Source organism: Nocardioides soli (genome assembly GCF_014191495.1).
GTDB classification, from domain to species: Bacteria; Actinomycetota; Actinomycetes; order Propionibacteriales; family Nocardioidaceae; genus Nocardioides; species Nocardioides soli.
In genome coordinates this window covers 1-18,136 of the sequence record NZ_JACHWR010000006.1, presented here as the reverse complement: position 1 = coordinate 18,136, position 18,136 = coordinate 1, and the positions used below count along the sequence as shown (strand labels likewise).

Below are 18,136 nucleotides of genomic sequence, written 5' to 3'. Positions count from 1 at the left end.
CGACCGCGGCGGCGGCCCCGATTCATCGGTCGGGGCCACTCCGGGCTCCACCGGACGTCGGCGTCAGCCGAGCGCCCGCACGATGTCCTCGACCCGGTCCTTGGCGTCGCCGAAGAGCATCTGGCTGTTGTCGCGGAAGAACAGCGGGTTCTGCACGCCGGCGTACCCCGCCGCCATCGACCGCTTGAAGACGACCACGTCGTGCGCGTTCCACACCTCGAGGACGGGCATGCCGGCGATCGGCGAGGCCGGGTCCTCGGCGGCCGACGGGTTGACGGTGTCGTTCGCGCCGATCACGAGCACGACGTCGGTGTCGCCGAAGTCGCCGTTGATCTCGTCCATCTCGAGCACGATGTCGTAGGGCACCTTGGCCTCCGCCAGGAGCACGTTCATGTGCCCGGGCAGCCGGCCCGCGACCGGGTGGATGCCGAACCGGACGTCGACCCCCTTGGCCCGCAGCTTCGCGGTCAGGTCGGCGACCGGGTACTGGGCCTGGGCGACCGCCATGCCGTAGCCCGGCGTGATCACGACCGACGACGCGCGCTCGAGCAGCTCCGCGACGCCCGCGGCCTGGATCTCCCGGTGCTCGCCGTAGTCCTTGGCGTCGCCCGGGCCCGCCTCGAGGCCGAAGCCACCGGCGATCACGGAGATGAAGGAGCGGTTCATCGCCGCGCACATGATGTAGGACAGGTAGGCACCCGAGGAGCCGACGAGCGCGCCCACGATGATGAGCAGGTTGTTGTTGAGCAGGAAGCCGGATGCCGCGGCCGCCCAGCCGGAGTAGCTGTTCAGCATCGAGACGACGACCGGCATGTCGCCGCCGCCGATCGAGGCGACCAGGTGCCAGCCGAGGGCGAGCGCGAGGATCGTGACGACCACCAGCAGCCACAGCTGCGGGTCGACGACGAACCACACGGTGAGGGCCAGGAAGAGCACCAGGCACCCGATGTTGATGAGGTTCTTGCCCGGGAGCATGAGCGGGGCGGACTTCATCCGCGCCGACAGCTTGAGGTTGGCGACGATCGAGCCGGTGAAGGTCACGCCGCCGATGAAGATGCCGATGAAGACCTCGGCGCTGTGGATGCCGAGCAGGCCGGCCGCCTCCAGCACGACGGCGTCGACGCCGTCCGGGTGGTGCTCGATGTGCAGGTAGCCGTTCCAGCCGACCAGCACCGCGGCGAGGCCGACGAAGCTGTGCAGGAGCGCGATCAGCTCCGGCATGCCGGTCATCTCGACCGTGCGGGCGAGCTGGAGGCCGATGACCGCGCCCAGGGCGACCGCCACGAGGAGCAGGACGAGTCCGACCGACTCGATGTCGGTGTCGATGGCCAGGGCGACCGTGGCCACCAGCGCGATGGCCATGCCCAGGATCCCGAAGTAGTTGCCGAGCTTGGCCGACTCGTGCCGCGACAGGCCCGCAAGGGCCAGCACGAAGAGGAGGGCGGCGACCAGGTAGGCCGCCACCGAGGCAGAGTAGATGTCCACGGGTCAGCTCCTGGAGAACATGCCGAGCATGCGACGGGTGACGGCGAAGCCGCCGAAGACGTTGATGCTGGCGAGAAGGATCGCGACGAACGAGATGACGGTCACGGCCGTGTCACCCCTGCCGATCTGCAGGAGGGCGCCGACCACGATGATCCCGGAGATCGCGTTGGTGACCGACATCAGCGGGGTGTGCAGCGCGTGGTGCACGTGCCCGATCACGTAGTAGCCGATCACGATCGCGAGCGCGAAGACGGTGAGGTTCAGCTGGAGCTGGGCCGGCGCCAGGCCGACGAGGACGAACAGCACCGCGGCCAGCCCACCGACGATGGTCAGCGCCTTGCTCGTGGTCATCGGGGTCCGCTGCTTCGCGGCCGCCACCGGTGCGGCGGCCGGCGCGGCGGGCGCGGCCGAGACCTGGACGGGCGGCGGCGGCCACATCGACTCGCCGTCGCGCACCACCGTGACACCCCGCTGCACGACGTCGTCGAGGTCGAGCGCGAGCGCGCCGTCCTTGGCCGGCGTCAGCAGCTTGAGCAGGTTGACGATGTTGGTGCCGTAGAGCTGCGAGGTCTGCGCGGGCAGCCGGCCCGCCAGGTCGGTGTAGCCGAGGATCGTGACGCCACCCGAGGTCACGATCCGATCCCCGGGCTGCGTCCCCTCCGCGTTGCCGCCGTTGGCGGCCGCCATGTCGACGATCACCGACCCGTTCCGCATCCCGGCGATCGTCTCGGCGCTGAGCAGCTTCGGCGCCGGTCGGCCCGGGATCAGCGCGGTGGTGATCACGATGTCGGCGGCGCGAGCCTCCGCGTCGTACATCTCCGCGGTGGCGGCCTCCTGCTCGGCGGTCATCTCCTTGGCGTAGCCGTCGGAGCTGACCTCGCTCTCGAAGTCGACCTTGACGAACTGGGCGCCCATCGACTCGACCTGCTCGGCGACCTCCGGGCGGACGTCGAAGGCGCGCACGACCGCGCCCATCGCCGAGGCCGCGCCGATGGCGGCGAGACCGGCCACGCCGGCGCCCACCACGAACACCCGGGCCGGCGGGATCTTGCCGGCCGCGGTGACCTGGCCGGTGAACATCCGGCCGAACTCGTGTGCGGCCTCGACCACCGCGCGGTAGCCCGCGACGTTCGCCATCGACGAGAGCACGTCCATGGACTGGGCCCGCGAGATCCGGGGCACGGCGTCCATCGCCAGGGCGGTCACGCCGGCCGTCTGCAGCGCGGCCAGCAGCTCGGGGCTGCGCGCGGGCGCCATCATCGAGATGACCGTCGCGCCCCGGCGCAGCCGGGCGATCTCGCCGTCGGTGGGAGCGTTGACCTTGGCGACGACGTCGGCCGCCCAGACCTCCTCCGGCGACCCGATCCGGGCCCCGGCCTCGACGAACGCCTGGTCGGGTTGGTCCGCGGACGCACCCGCGCCGGACTCGATGATGACGTCGTAGCCGAGCTCGACGAGCTGGGCCGTCGTCTTCGCGGTCGCCGCGACGAGTGTCTCGCCCGGTCTTGACTCACGGGGAATGCCGATGAGCACCGAATGCTCTCCTTACTGCTTCCTGGGCTTCTTCCTGGACTGCTTCCTGGGTGTGGACATGCAACGCTGCGCCGGCCGGCTCCGAGGTGCTGAAGCGGGCCGGCGTCAGAGGTTCGGGTCTGTCGCCGCCGAGCGGGCCACCTGATCGTAGGTGGTGCGCCCGCGCCCGAGCGGCCGGGCACGCTCCGCGGTCACCGACGTCAGCGCACGCTGCGCCGCGCTCTCGGGGTCGGCCTCCGCCGCGGTGAGCGCCGCCATGCCGAGGAGTCTGGCGGTTGTCGGGGGCGCGCCGGGACCCGTCTCGAAATCACGGGTGCGCCATCTCGCCGAGCGCCGACAGGCCCGGCAGGCGCTCGAGCGCCTGCCTCGTGTGCGGGCCGACGCCGATGTAGACGGCCATCCGGAGGGACTCGAGGTCGTCGACGTCGCACCGGGCGCCGACGAGCTCGCCTCCGACGGGGCGGGCCCCGGCCGACCGGTGGCGCGCCGCGGAGCGCGCGCCGAAGGCGGGCACCAGGTCCCCCCGCCGGCTGGTGAGCATCGTGGTGCCGCCATCACTGAGATCCTCGACGTAGGTGGGCCGGTGCTCCCGACGTCCGAGGGTCAACGCCTCCTCGAGCTCGTGAGCGGTCACGGACGGCAGGTCCGGCATCAGGATCGTGGTGGGTCGCCCGCCGGGCAGGCGCTCGGCCAGCACCTGCGCGAGCTCGCCGTTGAGGCCTCTCGCGTCGCCCGGGACCACGACGCTGGCACCGCCCTCCCGGACCACGTCGGTGACCTGCTGGTCGCGGGTGACGACCACCAGGTCACCGACCAACCGGCACTCGGCGGCGGCTCGCAGGGTGTCGAGCAGGAACGCCAGTGCCAGGCTTCGTCGTCCCGCGTCGGTGAGCTCGAGGCGGGACTTCGCGGTGTCGAGGCTCTTGACGGGCAGGAGCACCTGGAACTCCCCCCGGCCCGGCGACGAGGAGCTCACCCGGCCCTCCGGGTGAGTGGACGCCGCCGGAGCGGGTCAGGGAAGGCCGACGATGCGGATACCTGCATGGGTCTTGTTCCTGATGTTGATGCCGATCAGCAGGGGCGTGAGGCTCTCCACCAGCCGGCTCATCTCGAGGCGTCCGGCGTCCACCACCCGGAGCCCCGTGACCGACCCGATCAGGACGCGAACGACCTGCTTGTCGTCCTTGGAGTCTCCGCAGATCAGCGTGTCCTGATCCAGGTCCTGGTCGAGCGCCTCCAGCGACGCCGCGCTCAGCGTGTGGAGCCCGGAGACGACCCCTACGCCGGGCGGCACCGCCGCGGCGGCCTGCTCCCCCGCCGACCCGCTCCACAGGCCGACCAGCTGGGTCGGCCGCCCGCCGACGGCCGGCGCCAGGGGGACGGTGGCGTCGAGGAGGATCTTCCCCGCCTCCAGGTCCTCGGCCACGGCCTTGATCGTGCTGACCTGGCTCGTCAGCGGCACCGAGAGGATCACCAGCCGGTCGGCCGCGCGGGCCGCGTCGCCGTTGGCGCAGCCTCGGACGTCGGCCTCGGGCAGGAGGGCGCGCAGCCGGTCCGCCGCGCCCTCGGCCCGGCCAGCGTCCCGGGACCCGATGACGACCGCATGGCCCGCGGCCGCGAGGCGGAGGGCGATGCCGAACCCGAGCGCTCCGGTGCCTCCGAGGACGGCGATCGACTCACTCATCCGAGGAGCCCGGGATCGCGACGATCGCGTCGATCTCGACGCGGGCGCCCTTCGGGAGCGCGGCGACGCCGACGGTGGTCCGGGCCGGGACGTGGCCCGGGAACCCGGCCGCGTAGGCGTCGTTGATCTCGGCGAACCCGTCGAGCCGGGTCGTGTAGATCGTCATCCGCAGCGCGTGCTCCAGCGAGGTGCCCGCGCTCGCACAGACGGCCTGGAGGTTCGCGAGCGACCGCCGGGTCTCCGCGGCGAGGTCGGCGTCGTCGAGGACGCCGGACGCCGGGTCGAGGGGCAGGGACCCGGAGCAGTAGAGGACGTCGCCGTGCCGGACGGCGTGGACGTACGGTCCCACGGCCTCGGGGGCGGCGTCGCTGACGACGGGGGTGATCGTGCTCATCGCGGTGGTGGTGCCTTTCGTTCTCAGTCGGTGAAGGCCGGCATGACCTCGGTGGCGAAGCGGCGCATCTGGGCGCGCAGCTGCTCCACGTTGTCGGCGGCGAAGTAGATGCCGGCGAGGTGGGTCGCCCCCGCCTCCTCGAACTCCTTGACCTTCGCGATCACGTCGTCCGGGTTGCCGATGCAGTTGTTGGTCACGTAGGTGTCGACGCTCACGCCCTTGAGCGTCGACTGCTGGAGGGTGACCAGGTGGTGGAAGAGCTGGGAGCGGCGGTAGGTGTCCTCGGCCTCCTCGGTCGTGTCGGCGATGCAGACCATGACCTGCGGGGCGATGGCGAACTCCTGGTCTGCCCGGCCCTCCTCCGCGGCGTACGCCCGCAGCTTCTCCCTGCCCGCTCCGACGGCGGCGGGGCTCAGCCCGGCGGGCAGCCAGCCCTGGCCGTAGCGGGCGGCCCGGCGGATGGACGCGTCGGCGTTCCCGGCGGGGTAGATCGGGAGCACGTCCTGGACCGGCTTCGGGTACATCTCGATGTCGTCGAACGAGACGTACTCACCGGCGTAGCTCGCGCGCCGCTCGCGGAAGAGCAGCTGGACGGCCTCGATCGACTCGTTGAGCAGCCGCCCCCGGTGCGCGTGCGCCAGGTGCGGCTGGGACGCGACGAACTCCTCGCGGTAGGCACCGCTGCCGGCGCCGACCATGACCCGGCCGCCGGAGAGCTGGTCGAGGGTCGCGAGCTGCTTGGCGAGGAGCACCGGCTGCCGCATCGGCATCACCAGGATGCCGGTCATCAGGCGGAGCGTCGACGTCCGCGCGGCGATGTAGCCGTAGGTCACCAGCGGCTCGAAGAAGTCCGGCGGGACCGGGTAGGACTCCCGGACGTACTGCTGGGTGGTGATGTGGTCGTTGCCGGCGACCTCGAAGTAGCCGAGCTGCTCGGCCTCGACGGCGATGTCGACCACGTCGGCAGCGCTGGCGAACGGGGTCGGGTACATCATTCCTGCGGTGGCTGTGGGCAGGCCTACGCCAAACCTCATCGTTGCTCCTGGGGTTGTTCCGGACTCAGGCGGGGTGTGCTGGGACGGGGAAGGCCGCGTCCCGGGCACGGGCGATCGCGGCGATCGTCTGGTCGACGTCGTGGTCGGTGGTCGGCACCGGGTTGACCAGGATCTGGTCGGCGACCTCGCCGATGTCCCGGAGCCGGGCGACGACCTCGTCGAAGGTGCCGGCGACGGCGAAGTGGTCGACCAGGCCGTCGGGGATGTGCGGCGCGGCCCACCCGATGGCCTCGTAGCGCCGGGTGGCGACGAGCTCCACGACCTCGGCCGGCAGTTCGACGCCGGTCGGCTCGAGGTAGTCGAGGTTCGGGTAGCTCGACCAGATCGGCATCGCGACCATGTACCTGACGGCGTCGCGGGCGACCACCGGGTCGTGGGAGATCGCGACGTCGACGCGCGCCACGATCGGCGGGCGAACGCCGTCGGTGCGGGCCTCGACCCCGGCCGCGACCGCGGCGGCGGCGCCGCCCAGGGTGAGGCTCGAGGCGAACGGCGCGGTGATCACCCCGTCGGCGACCCGCCCGGCCGCCTGGAGCACCTTCTCCCCTCGGCCGGCCAGGAAGATCGGCAGCGGGACCGCCGGGAAGTTGAGCCGTCCGGCCGTGAAGCTCAGGACCTTGCCCTCGACGTTCACCTCCTCGCCGCTCAGCAGCCCGCGGATGATCGCGACGGCCTCGGTCAGCGCGGCGACCGGGGCGCGCCGGGTGACCCCCATCGGGGGGAACCCGGAGCCTCCGGCGCCCATGCCGATGGTCACCCGTCCGGGCGCCTGCTCGTGCAGGGTGCCCATCGCCATCGCGATCAGGGCGGGGTGCCGGGCGTAGGGCTCGGTCACGCAGGTGGCGATCCCGATCCGCTCGGTCCGGGCCGCGACGGCCGTCAGGGTGACGAACGGGTCGCGGTAGAACTTCTCGTCCGCCACCCAGACCGAGTCGAGCCCGGACCGCTCGACGTGCGCGGCCCGCTCGACGAGGTCGCTGACCGGCAGGTCCGGGATGATCAGCACCCCGACCTGTGGTCGCCCCGACGCGGCTGCCGTCACGCCTCGGCCCCCATGTAGGCGCGCGCGATGTCGTCCCTGGTCATCTCGCTCGCGGGGCCGCCGTTGACGACCCGACCGGAGTCCAGGACGTACACGTAGTCGACGAACGCCGTCGTCAGCTCCGCGTTCTGCTCCACGAGGAGCACCGAGACGTCGGACGACGCGACCAGGTTGTGCAGGGCGTCGAAGATCTCACCGAGGACCAGCGGGGCCAGGCCGAGGGAGGGCTCGTCGAGCACGAGCAGGCGGGGCCGGGCCATCAGCGCGCGGCCGATGGCGACCATCTGCTGCTGCCCGCCGGACAGCGATCCGGCCGCCTGGTTGCCGCGCTCGCGCAGGATCGGGAACATCTCCAGGACCCGCTCGAGGTCGGCGGCCGCCTGCGTCCGACCCTGCCGCGAGGACAGGTGCGTGTGCGCCCCCAGGCGGAGGTTCTTGTGCACACTGAGGTTGGGGAAGAGCTCCCGGGCCGCCGGCACCAGCGAGATCCCCCGGCGGACCAGGTCCGGCGTCGGCCGGCCCGTGACGTCCTCCTCGTCGAAGACGACGGTGCCGCCGGCCAGGGGGACGATCCCGCAGACGCCGTGCAGGAGGCTGGTCTTGCCGGCCCCGTTGGGGCCCACGATCCCGACGGTCTGGTGGGCCGGGACCTCGATGGAGACGTTCTCGATCGCCTTCAGTCCGTCGTAGGCGACCGACACGTCATGACAGCGCAGCATCGCTCTTCACCTCTTCGTCGGGACCGGCATCGGTCGTGGTGGCGTGGCCGAGGTAGGCGTCCATGACCCCCTGGTCGCGAAGCCCTTCGGCGACGGTCCCGGTGTAGAGGAGCTCGCCGAAGTTGAGCACCACGAGCGCCTCGGACGTGTCCTGGACGAACCGCATGTTGTGCTCGACCACGAGGACGGCGTACCCGTCCGCGCCGAGCGAGCGCACCAGCCCGGCGAGCTCGTGCCGGTCCCCGGCGGTGAGTCCGGAGGCGACCTCGTCGAGGAGGATGACCTTGGGTCGCATCGCGAGGGCGCGGGCGACCTCGAGGAGACGCTCCTGACCGAGTGGCAGGGTGCTCGCCTCCCGGTCGGCGAGGTGTCCGATGCCGACCCGGTCGAGCAGCTCGAGGGCCTCGCGCCGGACCGCCTTCTCGGCGTGCCGGACGCCCGGACCGCCGAGGAGCGCGCGTCCGAACCCGTAGCCGCTGTCGGCCTGGAGCGCGACGACGACGTTCTCGAGGACGGTCAGGCTCTTGAAGACCTGCGAGATCTGGAAGGTGCGGGCGATGTCGGTGCGGCGCTCCGCGGCCTGGTTCGTGATGGTCTCGCCGTTGACGAGCACGCTGCCGGACGTCGGGCGCAGCACGCCCGAGATCACGTTGATCGCCGTGGTCTTGCCGGCTCCGTTCGGCCCGATGAGCGACGTGACCACGCCGTGGTCCAGGCGCAGGGAGACGTCGGAGAGGGCGCGGAGCCCACCGAACTGCATGGTGACCCCGCGCAGCTCCACCGCCGCCGTCGTGGTGGTGGTCATCGGCCGACCTCCTGCTTCGGGAGCGGTCCGGCGGCGACCGGCGCGGCGGCGCCGTCGCCCGCGCCGGGCCCACCCCCGCTGTCGGTGCCACCTCTCAGGCGCCGGAACACCGCCTTGGCGGTGCCGGTGATGCCGCCCCGGGCGAACATGAAGACGAGGATCAGGAGCAGCCCGTAGACGAGCTCGGAGTACTCCTGGTAGGAGCGCAGGTACTCACGCATCACGAAGATGGCGATGGTGCCGACCACGGCGCCCCAGAGGTCCTTCATGCCGCCGACGACGACCATGATCACCACGAGCAGGGACAGCTCGAGGTTGAACGTGTCGGAGCTGATGAAGGAGAAGTAGTGCGCGTACATCGCGCCGGCCACGCCCGCCAGTCCCGCGGCGAAGCAGAAGGCCAGCGTCTTGACCCGGTCGACGCGGACGCCCACGGAGCGGGACGCCACCTCGCTGTCGGCCAGCGCGTGGAACATCCGCCCGTACCGCGACCTCGCGAGGTTGCTCGCGATCACGAAGGCGAGCACGGCCACGGCGAGGGCCAGCCAGTAGAAGTTCCGCGGCTCGAGGAAGTCGATGCCCGGCGCGGACGGAGCGGGGATCCCCGAGAGTCCGACCGGGCCGCCCGTGACGTCGAGCTGCTGGACCAGGATGAAGACCATCTGGCCGAACGCGAGCGTGGCCATGGCGAGCGAGAGCCCCTTGAGCCGGAGCACCGGACGGGCGATGACGTAGCCGATCACGACCGCGGCCACGCAGCCCACCAGCATCGCCAGCCACACGTTCCAGCCGCGCTGGAGCGTGAGCAGGGCTGAGACGTAGGCGCCGATCGCGAAGAATCCGCCCTGGCCGAAGGAGACCAGGTTCGCCTTGCCGAACAGGACGTTGAGGCCGATCACCATCGGCATGTAGATCAGTGCGAGGGTCAGCAGGTTCAGCCAGAACAGGTCCACCACCAACGGCGCGACCAGTGCGACTGCGACGACGAGACCGACGCTGGCTTTGCGCAGCATGTCTCAGGCCTCCAGGGCGCGGGATCCGACGATCCCGCGGGGAAGGATGATCAGGATCACGAGCAGGGTCGCGAGCGCGAAGAGGTCCTGGTAGCCCGTGGAGATGTAGCCCGCGCCGAACTTCTCGATGAGGCCGAGGGAGAGCCCTCCGACGACGGCGCCCACCGGGCTGCCGAAGCCGCCGAGGACCGCCGCCGTGAAGCCCTTGACCGAGAACTCCAGACCGAGCGCGAAGCTGATCGTGGTGATCGGCGCGATGAGCACGCCGCCGAGGGCGGCGAGCCCGGCACCGAGCATGAACGCGAACAGCGCGACCCGGTTGGTGCGGATGCCCACGATCTTGGCGCCCGTGCGGTTGTCGGAGGCCGCCATCATCGCGTCGCCGATGCGTGTCCGGGTGAAGAAGACGTACAGCAGCGGCATCGCGACGAGCGCCGTCCCGATCACCCAGAGCGCCTGCGGCGGCATGGTGCCGCCCAGGACGTGGATGGACTCACCGTCGGTGAAGGCGGGCAGCGAGCGCTCCTCGCTGCCCCAGACCAGGAGCATGAGGGTGCGCAGCACGATCGCGATGCCGACGGTGACCATCAGGAGTCCGAAGGTGTCGAGTTTCGGGACCCGGGAGAGCGTCAGCAGGTGCACGATCCCGGCGATCAGGGCCGACCCGATCACCGCACCGACGGCGGCGAGGCCGAGCGGCAGGCCCGTGAGGTAGAGCGCGACGGCGAGGAACCCGCCCAGCATGACGAACTCTCCCTGCGCGAAGTTCACGACTCCGCTGGAGTTGTAGGTCAGCGTGAAGCCCAGGGCGATCAGGGCGTAGATGCTGCCGGTCGTGAGGCCGGCCAGCGTGAACTGGATGGCTTGGTCCATGGTGGTGGTCTCCGAATCGTCGGATCAGTCGAGGACCGAGATCGGGTCGTCGACGCGGCGGTAGGTGCCGTCCTCGACGGCGAGCCAGACGACGCTGTCGATGCCGACGCCGTCGTGGTTGTCCGCGGAGTAGCTGAACGTGCCGGCGACCGTGTCGACGTCCTGCAGGCTCTCCAGGGAGTCGCGCAGCGACTCGCGGTCGGCGTCGTCGCCGGCGTCCTCGAGGGCCTGGGCGATCAGGTCGATGCCGGCGTACCCGGTCACGGAATAGACGTCGGGCTCGTAGTCGCTGTGGGCCTTCTTGAGCGTCGCGATCGCGTCCTCCTGGCGCGGCAGCGGGTTCGCGGGGTCGATGAGGCCGACGTTGAGCCAGTGCTCGAGCACCGAGGACTTGCCGGCCGCGGTCAGGTTGCCGGCGGTCGGGCCCACGACGCCGCTGAGCATGGGGATGTTGAGCCCGACCTGCCCGGCGTTCTTGAGCACCAGGCCCGCACCCGGGGTGATGGACCAGACGAGGAGCGCGTCGGGCTGCTTGGCCTTGATCCGGGTCAGCTGCGTGGTGACGTCGGTGGCGTCGGCCTCCATCTCCTCGACGGCGACGACGTCGAGGTCGCTCTCGCTGAGGAGCTTGCCTCCCTGGGCGCCGTAGGCGTCGGTCGAGTGGAGGATCGCGACCTTCGTGAGACCCGCCTGCTGGAGCAGGTCGACCACGGCCTCGACCTCGGTCTGCGCGGAGATGATGCCCCGGAAGAGCCACTCGTCGACCGGGTTGGTGACCTCGTGCGTGGTGTTGGGGGCCAGCACGGCGATCTTGTTGCGCGCCAGCAGCGGCTTGATGGCGAGGGTCGCGGCGCCGAAGGTGGAGCCGAACATGCCGATCACGCTCTGGTCGCGGATCAGGTCGTTGAACCCGCTCACCGCGGTGTTCGGGTTGCCCGCGTCGTCGCGGACCACGAGCTTGAGGTCGCGGCCGTTGACGCCGCCGGCGGCGTTGATGGCGTCGACCGCGGCCTGGGCGCCGTCGCGCTGGTGCTGTCCGGCCTGGGCCGACGGTCCGGACAGGGCCGCCAGCATCCCGATCTTGTACGTGTCGCTGTCACCGGAACCGCCGGCGTCGCTGCAGCCGGCCAGCGTCATCGCGCTCGCCAGCGTGGCGACGGCCGTGAGACACAGAGTGCGGTTGAGCTTCATTTCTGGTTCTCCTCATGGGATTCCGGAACGCGCCCGGTCGGGTCGACGTTCAGTAGGTTGAGCACCCGCTCCGGGGTGAGCGGGACCTTGCGGACGAATCCGCCCCCGAGTGGACGCATGGCGTCCTCAACTGCGCCGGCGATCACCGCACCCGGTGCGATGGCGCCGCCTTCTCCCATGCCCTTGATGCCGCCGATGGTGAAGGGCGAGAGGCTTTCGAGATGGCCGATCTCGACGAAGGGGACGTCGTGCGCGGTCGGCCAGAGGTAGTCGAGCAGCGACGTGGTCAGCGGCTGCCCCTCCGCGTCGTGCACGATCTCCTCGAGGAGCGCGCCACCGAGACCCTGCGCGACGCCGCCGGTGACCTGGCCGTCGACGATCATCGGGTTCACGATCCGGCCGCAGTCCTCGGCGACGACGTAGCGCAGCACCTGGACGGTCCCGAGTGCCGGGTCGACCTCGACCAGCGCCATGTGCACCGCGTGGGAGAACGCACCGGTCCCCGGCGGCGCTCCGTAGCTGGAGGTCACCTCGAGGGTGGGCTCCAGGTCGCTCGGGATCCGCTCGGGCCGGTGGTGCGCCCACCGCGCGATCTCGGTGATGGCGACCGCGGTCGCGGGCGACCCCTTGACCCGGACCTCGCCGTCGGCGACCTCGAGGTCACCGGGGTCGACCTCCAGGTTGTGCGCGGCGATCCGGACCAGTCGGTCGCGGAGCTCGACCGCGGCGAGGTGGGCGGCGCCGCCGGCCATGACCATGCTCCGGCTCCCGAGCGTGCCGCTGCCGTACGCCACGTCCTGGGTGTCGCCGTACACGACCCGGATCCGCTCGATCTCGATGCCGAGCGCGTCGGCGACGACCTGGGCGATCGTCGTCTCGTGACCCTGCCCGTGGGAGTGCGAGGTCGGGTGCACCAGGACGTTCCCGGAGGCGTCGATGCGGATCCGGCTCGTGTCGTAGCCGAAGATGACCGGCAGGCCGCGCTTCACGAACTCGGCCGCGCCGTGCGCCGTCTGCTCGACGTAGCTCCCGACCCCGATGCCCAGGTAGCGCCCCTCGCCGCGCAGCTCCTCCTGCTGCTCGCGCGTGGCGTCGTAGTCGAGGATCTCGGCGGCCTTGCGGAAGGTGGCCTCGAAGTCGCCGCTGTCGTACTCGAGGCCCGACGGCGTGGTGTGCGGCATCTGGTCGGCCCGGACGAGGTTGCGCCGGCGCAGCTCGAGCGGGTCGATGCCGGTGTCGTGGGCGACCGCGTCCATGAGCCGCTCCATGGCGAAGCACGCGGAGGGCCGGGCCACGCCCCGGTACGGACCGAGGGGGGTCTTGTTGGTGGCGATCGCCCAGGAGTCGGCGTGGTAGACCGGTACGTCGTACATGCCGGTCAGCACGCCCATCGCCATCCCGGGCTCCATGGAGGCGCTGTAGGGGTAGACGGAGTACGCGCCGCCGTCGACCCGGATCTCCGCGCGGACGGCGAGGATGCGGCCGCTCTCGTCCCACGCGGCCTCGAGCTCGTAGAAGTGCTCGCGGGCGTGGATCGTGCCGAGCAGGTGCTCGCGTCGGTCCTCGACCCAGCTGACCGGGCGCCCGAGCCGGGTGGCCAGGTGGGACACGAGGATGTCCTCGGGGTAGAGCTCGGCCTTGACCCCGAACCCGCCGCCGACGTCCTTGGAGATGACGCGGATCTGGTGCTCCGGCATGCCGAGGTGGTCGGCCAGGCCGGTGCGCATGATGTGCGGCATCTGGGTCGTCATGTGCACGGTGAGCGCGTTGCTCGACGGGTTGTAGTCGGCGATGATCGCCCGGGTCTCGAGCGGCATGCCGGTGTGGCGACCGACCTCGACCGAGCGGCGGGTCACCCCGGCCGCCTCCGCGAAGACCCGGTCGATGTCGCCGACGCGGAGCTGCTTGTGGGTGAACCACGCCTCGTCCCAGGCCTCGTGCACCTGGGTCTCGGGACCCGCCTCCGCGGCCGTCACGGTCATCACCGGAGGGAGCTCCTCGTAGGAGACCCCGATCGCCTCGAGCGCGTCCTCCGCGACGTAGCGGCTGTCCGCGACCACGGCGACGACGGGCTCGCCGACGAACCGGACCTTGCCGTCGGCGAGGATCGGGTACGCGCTCGTCTGCCAGGCGCCCGGCGGCAGGATGTCGCAGACGATCGGCTGCACCCGGTCGCGCAGGTCGTCGGCCGTCACCACCAGATGCACGCCGGGCAGCTCGGCGGCCGCCGCGGTGTCGATGCCGACGATCCGCGCGTGGGCGACCGAGCTGCGCAGGAGTGCGACGTGGAGCATCCGCGGCAGGTGGACGTCGTCGACGTACTCGCCGCGACCCGTGAGCAGCCGGGGGTCCTCGACCCGCTTGACGCGCTGGCCGACCAGGCGGGGGATCATCTCACTCATCGCCGGCTCCCGACCGAGGCGCGTCCTCGCCCAGCGACCCGAGGTCGTCGACCGTGCCGATGTCGGGGTCGTTCCAGATCGTGTTCGAGGCGTGCCGGACGGCGTCGACGATGCCCGCGTAGCCGGTGCACCGGCAGATGTTGCCGCTGATGGCGTCGCGGATCGCCTGCTCGTCGTCGAGCGGGCCGCTCGCCAGCGCGGGCTCCAGGCTCATCAGGAATCCCGGGGTGCAGAAGCCGCACTGCAGGCCGTGGCACTCCCGGAACGCCTCCTGCAGCGGGTGCAGTGCGCCGTCGCGCTCGTCGCTCAGCGCCTCGACGGTCCGCACGGTCGAGCCGTCGACCTGGATCGCGAAGAGCAGGCAGGAACGGACCGCGCGACCGTCGACCTGGATGGTGCAGGCGCCGCAGCCACCCTGTTCGCAGCCGACGTGGGTGCCGGTCAGGCACGCCTCGTGGCGGATGAAGTCCGAGAGCAGCATGCGCGGCTCGACGTCGGCGGCGAAGGGCTTCCCGTTGAGGTTGATCTCGACTCTCACGACGCCTCCTTCCTCTGGCCCCGGTCGCGGGCGGACCGCGCGAACGCCTCGGTCAGGGCCCGGGCGGCCATCTCCCGGGCCGCTCTCGTGCGGTACGCCGAGCTGCCGTGCACGTCGGAGGGCGGCTCGATGTCGGCGGTGGCGAGCGCGACCGCCTCGGCCAGCACCGCGTCGGTGAGCTCGTTGCCCACGAGGTGCGCTTCGGCGGCCGCGCGGCGGATCGGGGTCGGGGCCGCTCCGAGCAGGCACAGCGAGGCGCGCTCGCACCGCCCCCGGTCGTCGGTGGTGACGGCGGCGGCGGCGCCGGCGAGGGCGAAGTCGCCGTGCCGGCGGGCGACTTCGTGGAACGCCGTCCCGGTGCCGGCCGGCGGCGGGGGCACGACGACGGCGGTCAGGATCTCGTCGGCCTCGATCGTCGTCACGAACTGCCCGACGAAGAGGTCCGAGGCGTCGATCTCGCGCACGCCGCGCACCGAGGCGACCTCGACCCGTCCGCCGTACGCCAGCAGCACGGAGCAGATCTCGGCCGCCGGGTCGGCGTGGGCGACGGAGCCGCCGACGGTGCCGCGGTTGCGGATCTGCTGGTGCGCGACGTGGGGGAGCGCCTGGCGGAGCAGGGGCCAGCCCCGGGCGATGATGCCGGACTGCTCGGCGTCCGCCTGCCGGGTCGTGGCGCCGATGCGCAGCTCGCCGTCGCGGCGGCGGATGCCGGTGAGCTCGGGGATCCGGTTGACGTCGACGAGCAGGCCCGGCCGGGCGAAGCGGAAGTTCATCAGCGGCACGAGGCTCTGTCCGCCCGCGATCACCTTGCCGTCGCCGGCGGCGTCGGCCAGCGCGCGGAGGGCCTCCCCCAGCGAGCGCGGCGCGGTGTAGTCGAACGGCGGGGGCTTCACGGCTTCGTCACGCTCGTCGGGTGGAAGTGCAGGTGCACGGTGACGCCGGACCGCTTGCGGCGGCCGAGCAGGAGGCCGACGGCCAGGCCGGCCACGGCGACGACCGCCGTCCGGCCGAGGGCCGGGATCGGGAGCGCGGGGAGCAGGCTCGCGACGTCGAGCGGAGCGCCGCCGGCCGTGGGAGCCGGGGTGGCCTGCGCCGCGGGTGCGTCCTCGGCCGGCGCGGCGTCCGGTCCGGCGCCGCTGATCTCGGCCTCCAGGTTCGCGGCGAACCTCGTGATCATCGCGCCCGCGACGGACTGGAGGATGCCGCGCCCGAACTGGGCGTGCGCGCCGGTCATCTTGAGGTCGGTCTCGACGGAGATCCGGGTGGAGTCGTCGCCGCCGGCCAGGCGCATCGTGAGGACGGCGTTCGCGTTCCCCTGACCCCGTGCCTCCCGAGCCTCCAGCCGCATCACGACGACGTGGGCGTCGTCGTCGATCTCGAGGACGGTCGCGGTGCCGGCGTACGTCGCGCTGATCGGTCCGATCTTGGCGCTCATCCGCCCGCGGTGGACGGCGCCGTCGCTCGACTCGAGCTGGGCGCCCGGGAGACAGCGGGCGACCCGCGGGATGTCCAGCAGCACCGGCCAGGCCCGGTCGAGCGGTGCCCCGACCTCGAAGTCGTTGGTGATGATCATCGGATCTCCGTTCCGTCTCAGGCCTCGGCGACCCAGAGCCGCCGGTCGGTTTCGTTGAGGCGCTCGTAACCGGATTCGGTGACCAGAACGGTGTCCTCCACCATCATCCCGCCCCAGCCGAGCTCGTAGTACGGCGTCTCGATGCACAGCGTGCTACCGACGGGGATCGGCGCGTCACCCGCGGGTGACACGCTCGGCCGCTCGTAGATCGACAGCCCGATGCCGTGGCCGCAGTGCTGCCGGCGGTACGGCAGGCCGCGCGCGTTGACGGTGCGCACCGCGGCCTCGAACAGGGAGCGTCCGGTCGCTCCGCTCCTCGTCAGCTCGAACGCCGCCTCCTGGCCGGCCAGGATCGCCTCGTACCGCACGAGCTGGACCTGCGAGGGCGTGTCGAGCACGACCGTGCGGCCCAGGTCGGACCAGTAGCCGTCGACGACGCATCCGGCGTCGAAGCGGAGGATCTCCCCGGGCTGCCAGGTCCGCCCCGAGGCGAAGCTGTCAGAGAGCGCCGAGCGGGTCCCGGTCCCGGAGACCACGAACCGCGGCTCGCCCCCGCCGGCGACCATGACGCCCGCGACGTGGTCGGCGATCTCCTTCTCGGTCATGCCGGCGCCGGCGTGCGCGACCGCCGAGGCCATGGCGGCCTCGGTCAGGAGCGCGGCGTACCGGAGCAGGTCGACCTCGGCGGGCAGCTTCTCCCGGCGCGCTCGCGCGACCGCGTCGGTGGCGTCGACGAGGCTGACCCGGTCGCCGAACTCGTGGCTGGTCGACAGGCCGTCGACACCCCACCGCATGACGCCGGAGCCGACCGACCCGACGGCGCCGACGACGTACCGGACCGCCGCCTCGAGGTGGGGGTGGCGCCCGACGTTCTCGCTCAGCGGGGAGCGGTCGACGCTCTCGAAGAAGAAGGTCCCGAAGGGGACGATGCGCTCGATGGGGAGGCCGGCGTCGACGGCGGCGCCCGCGTCGCCCGCGGGGCAGACCAGCCAGCAGTCGTCGGCGGTCAGGATCGCGGCCATCCGGTGGGTCGCGTACAGGCCGGCGCCGACGGAGCGGTAGCCGGTGGCGTACTGCACCGCGTCGGGGGTCAGCAGCACCAGCGCGTGGACGCCGATCTCGTCGATGACGCGACGCAGCCGGTCCCGGCGGGCGGTGGCCAGCGCCTGCTGGTCGACGACCGGACGCGTCGGGAGGGTGGGCGTCGGCGCGTCGACGGCGATCGAGGCGTGCTGCGGCAGGGCGGTCATCCGTCGACCACCGGGTCCCCGGAGCCGGCACCGGCGGAGCGGCGGCCGGTCGTGGCCTGAACAATCATGAGGATGATCTTGGCCACTAGCATCTTGTTGAGATACGTGGATCCTGGCGAGAAATTCATGGGAGAACTGTGGACATCACACAACGTGCGCGGGAGTTGCTGGCGACCGACGAGCAGATCGCGGAGCACCTGACCGCCGCGGTGTGGGAGCGGCTCCCGGGCTACGAGGTGAGCATGCTGGACCGCACCGAGCTGTCGGAGGCGATCACCGCCAGCATGCGGTCCATCCTGCTGGCGGTGATCGACCGCCGCCCTCCGAACGACGCCGAGCTGGCGCCGGCCCGGCGGCTGAGCGAGCGGCGCGCCGTCCAGGGTGTGCCGATCGAGAGCGTCGTCGGCTCGTGGCACAACGCCGAGCGGGTGCTGCTGACCCGGCTGCTCGGGGGCACGGGTGCGCTGACCGCCGGCGAGGTCCAGGAGGCGGCCCGCCGGGTCGGTGTCGCGATCGACGCGATGATCACGGCGAGCACCACGTCGTACCGGCAGATCGCGAGCGAGCTGCACGCGCAGG

19 protein-coding genes are annotated in these 18,136 nt (G+C 71.8%); 1 reads left to right on the top strand and 18 read right to left on the bottom strand.

What is annotated here, in order from left to right:
• Positions 1-63 precede the first annotated feature (63 nt).
• The 18 genes from pntB to FHU40_RS25470 all read right to left on the bottom strand — a co-directional run bounded on the left by pntB (position 64) and on the right by FHU40_RS25470 (position 17,557).
• The gene (pntB, locus tag FHU40_RS25555; protein WP_183595340.1) at positions 64-1,485 is read right to left on the bottom strand and encodes a Re/Si-specific NAD(P)(+) transhydrogenase subunit beta; all 1,422 of its coding nucleotides are present in this window, start codon (positions 1,483-1,485) and stop codon (positions 64-66) included.
• A 3-nt stretch (positions 1,486-1,488) separates the two neighbouring features.
• On the bottom strand, positions 1,489-3,018 hold the full coding sequence (locus FHU40_RS25550; RefSeq protein ID WP_183595339.1) for a Re/Si-specific NAD(P)(+) transhydrogenase subunit alpha: 1,530 nt from the start codon (positions 3,016-3,018) through the stop codon (positions 1,489-1,491).
• A 105-nt stretch (positions 3,019-3,123) separates the two neighbouring features.
• Positions 3,124-3,276 (bottom strand): hypothetical protein, encoded by a 153-nt coding sequence (locus tag FHU40_RS25545; RefSeq protein ID WP_183595338.1) that lies wholly within the window; start codon positions 3,274-3,276, stop codon positions 3,124-3,126.
• 49 nt (positions 3,277-3,325) lie between these two features.
• Positions 3,326-3,994, bottom strand: coding sequence for a 2-phospho-L-lactate guanylyltransferase (cofC, locus tag FHU40_RS25540; protein WP_183595337.1), 669 nt, complete (start codon positions 3,992-3,994; stop codon positions 3,326-3,328).
• Positions 3,995-4,030: 36 nt separating this feature from the next.
• Positions 4,031-4,702, bottom strand: a complete 672-nt coding sequence (gene npdG, locus FHU40_RS25535; protein WP_183595336.1) for an NADPH-dependent F420 reductase — start codon at positions 4,700-4,702, stop codon at positions 4,031-4,033.
• Positions 4,695-5,096 (bottom strand): RidA family protein, encoded by a 402-nt coding sequence (locus FHU40_RS25530; RefSeq protein WP_183595335.1) that lies wholly within the window; start codon positions 5,094-5,096, stop codon positions 4,695-4,697. Before FHU40_RS25530 ends, npdG begins: the two co-directional genes overlap by 8 nt.
• Before the next feature lie 23 nt (positions 5,097-5,119).
• Positions 5,120-6,130 carry an LLM class flavin-dependent oxidoreductase gene (locus FHU40_RS25525; RefSeq protein ID WP_281374874.1) on the bottom strand — a complete coding sequence of 337 codons (1,011 nt, stop codon included), beginning with the start codon at positions 6,128-6,130 and terminating at the stop codon, positions 5,120-5,122.
• A gap of 25 nt (positions 6,131-6,155) precedes the next feature.
• Positions 6,156-7,193: an LLM class flavin-dependent oxidoreductase gene (locus tag FHU40_RS25520; protein ID WP_183595333.1), complete on the bottom strand. Its 1,038-nt coding sequence runs from the start codon at positions 7,191-7,193 to the stop codon at positions 6,156-6,158.
• On the bottom strand, positions 7,190-7,912 hold the full coding sequence (locus FHU40_RS25515; RefSeq protein WP_183595332.1) for an ABC transporter ATP-binding protein: 723 nt from the start codon (positions 7,910-7,912) through the stop codon (positions 7,190-7,192). The genes FHU40_RS25520 and FHU40_RS25515 overlap by 4 nt, the downstream gene beginning before the upstream one ends.
• The gene (locus FHU40_RS25510) at positions 7,896-8,717 is read right to left on the bottom strand and encodes an ABC transporter ATP-binding protein (RefSeq protein ID WP_183595331.1); all 822 of its coding nucleotides are present in this window, start codon (positions 8,715-8,717) and stop codon (positions 7,896-7,898) included. Before FHU40_RS25510 ends, FHU40_RS25515 begins: the two co-directional genes overlap by 17 nt.
• Positions 8,714-9,730 (bottom strand): branched-chain amino acid ABC transporter permease, encoded by a 1,017-nt coding sequence (locus tag FHU40_RS25505; protein WP_183595330.1) that lies wholly within the window; start codon positions 9,728-9,730, stop codon positions 8,714-8,716. The genes FHU40_RS25510 and FHU40_RS25505 overlap by 4 nt, the downstream gene beginning before the upstream one ends.
• A 3-nt stretch (positions 9,731-9,733) precedes the next feature.
• The gene (locus tag FHU40_RS25500; protein WP_183595329.1) at positions 9,734-10,603 is read right to left on the bottom strand and encodes a branched-chain amino acid ABC transporter permease; all 870 of its coding nucleotides are present in this window, start codon (positions 10,601-10,603) and stop codon (positions 9,734-9,736) included.
• Between the two features lie 24 nt (positions 10,604-10,627).
• On the bottom strand, positions 10,628-11,794 hold the full coding sequence (locus tag FHU40_RS25495) for an ABC transporter substrate-binding protein (protein ID WP_183595328.1): 1,167 nt from the start codon (positions 11,792-11,794) through the stop codon (positions 10,628-10,630).
• Positions 11,791-14,196 (bottom strand): xanthine dehydrogenase family protein molybdopterin-binding subunit, encoded by a 2,406-nt coding sequence (locus tag FHU40_RS25490; RefSeq protein ID WP_183595327.1) that lies wholly within the window; start codon positions 14,194-14,196, stop codon positions 11,791-11,793. Before FHU40_RS25490 ends, FHU40_RS25495 begins: the two co-directional genes overlap by 4 nt.
• Entirely contained in the window at positions 14,189-14,734 is a 546-nt protein-coding gene (locus tag FHU40_RS25485) for a (2Fe-2S)-binding protein (RefSeq protein WP_343058053.1), read from the bottom strand. Before FHU40_RS25485 ends, FHU40_RS25490 begins: the two co-directional genes overlap by 8 nt.
• Positions 14,731-15,627, bottom strand: coding sequence for an FAD binding domain-containing protein (locus FHU40_RS29795; protein WP_183595326.1), 897 nt, complete (start codon positions 15,625-15,627; stop codon positions 14,731-14,733). Before FHU40_RS29795 ends, FHU40_RS25485 begins: the two co-directional genes overlap by 4 nt.
• Positions 15,624-16,307: an SRPBCC family protein gene (locus tag FHU40_RS25475; RefSeq protein ID WP_183595325.1), complete on the bottom strand. Its 684-nt coding sequence runs from the start codon at positions 16,305-16,307 to the stop codon at positions 15,624-15,626. Before FHU40_RS25475 ends, FHU40_RS29795 begins: the two co-directional genes overlap by 4 nt.
• A 17-nt stretch (positions 16,308-16,324) precedes the next feature.
• Positions 16,325-17,557, bottom strand: coding sequence for a M24 family metallopeptidase (locus FHU40_RS25470; RefSeq protein WP_183595324.1), 1,233 nt, complete (start codon positions 17,555-17,557; stop codon positions 16,325-16,327).
• Between the two features lie 137 nt (positions 17,558-17,694).
• On the opposite strand from FHU40_RS25470, the gene FHU40_RS25465 reads away from it, so the two are divergent.
• Positions 17,695-18,136: RsbRD N-terminal domain-containing protein (locus tag FHU40_RS25465; RefSeq protein WP_221200313.1), on the top strand; the 442-nt coding region annotated here is incomplete at its 3' end.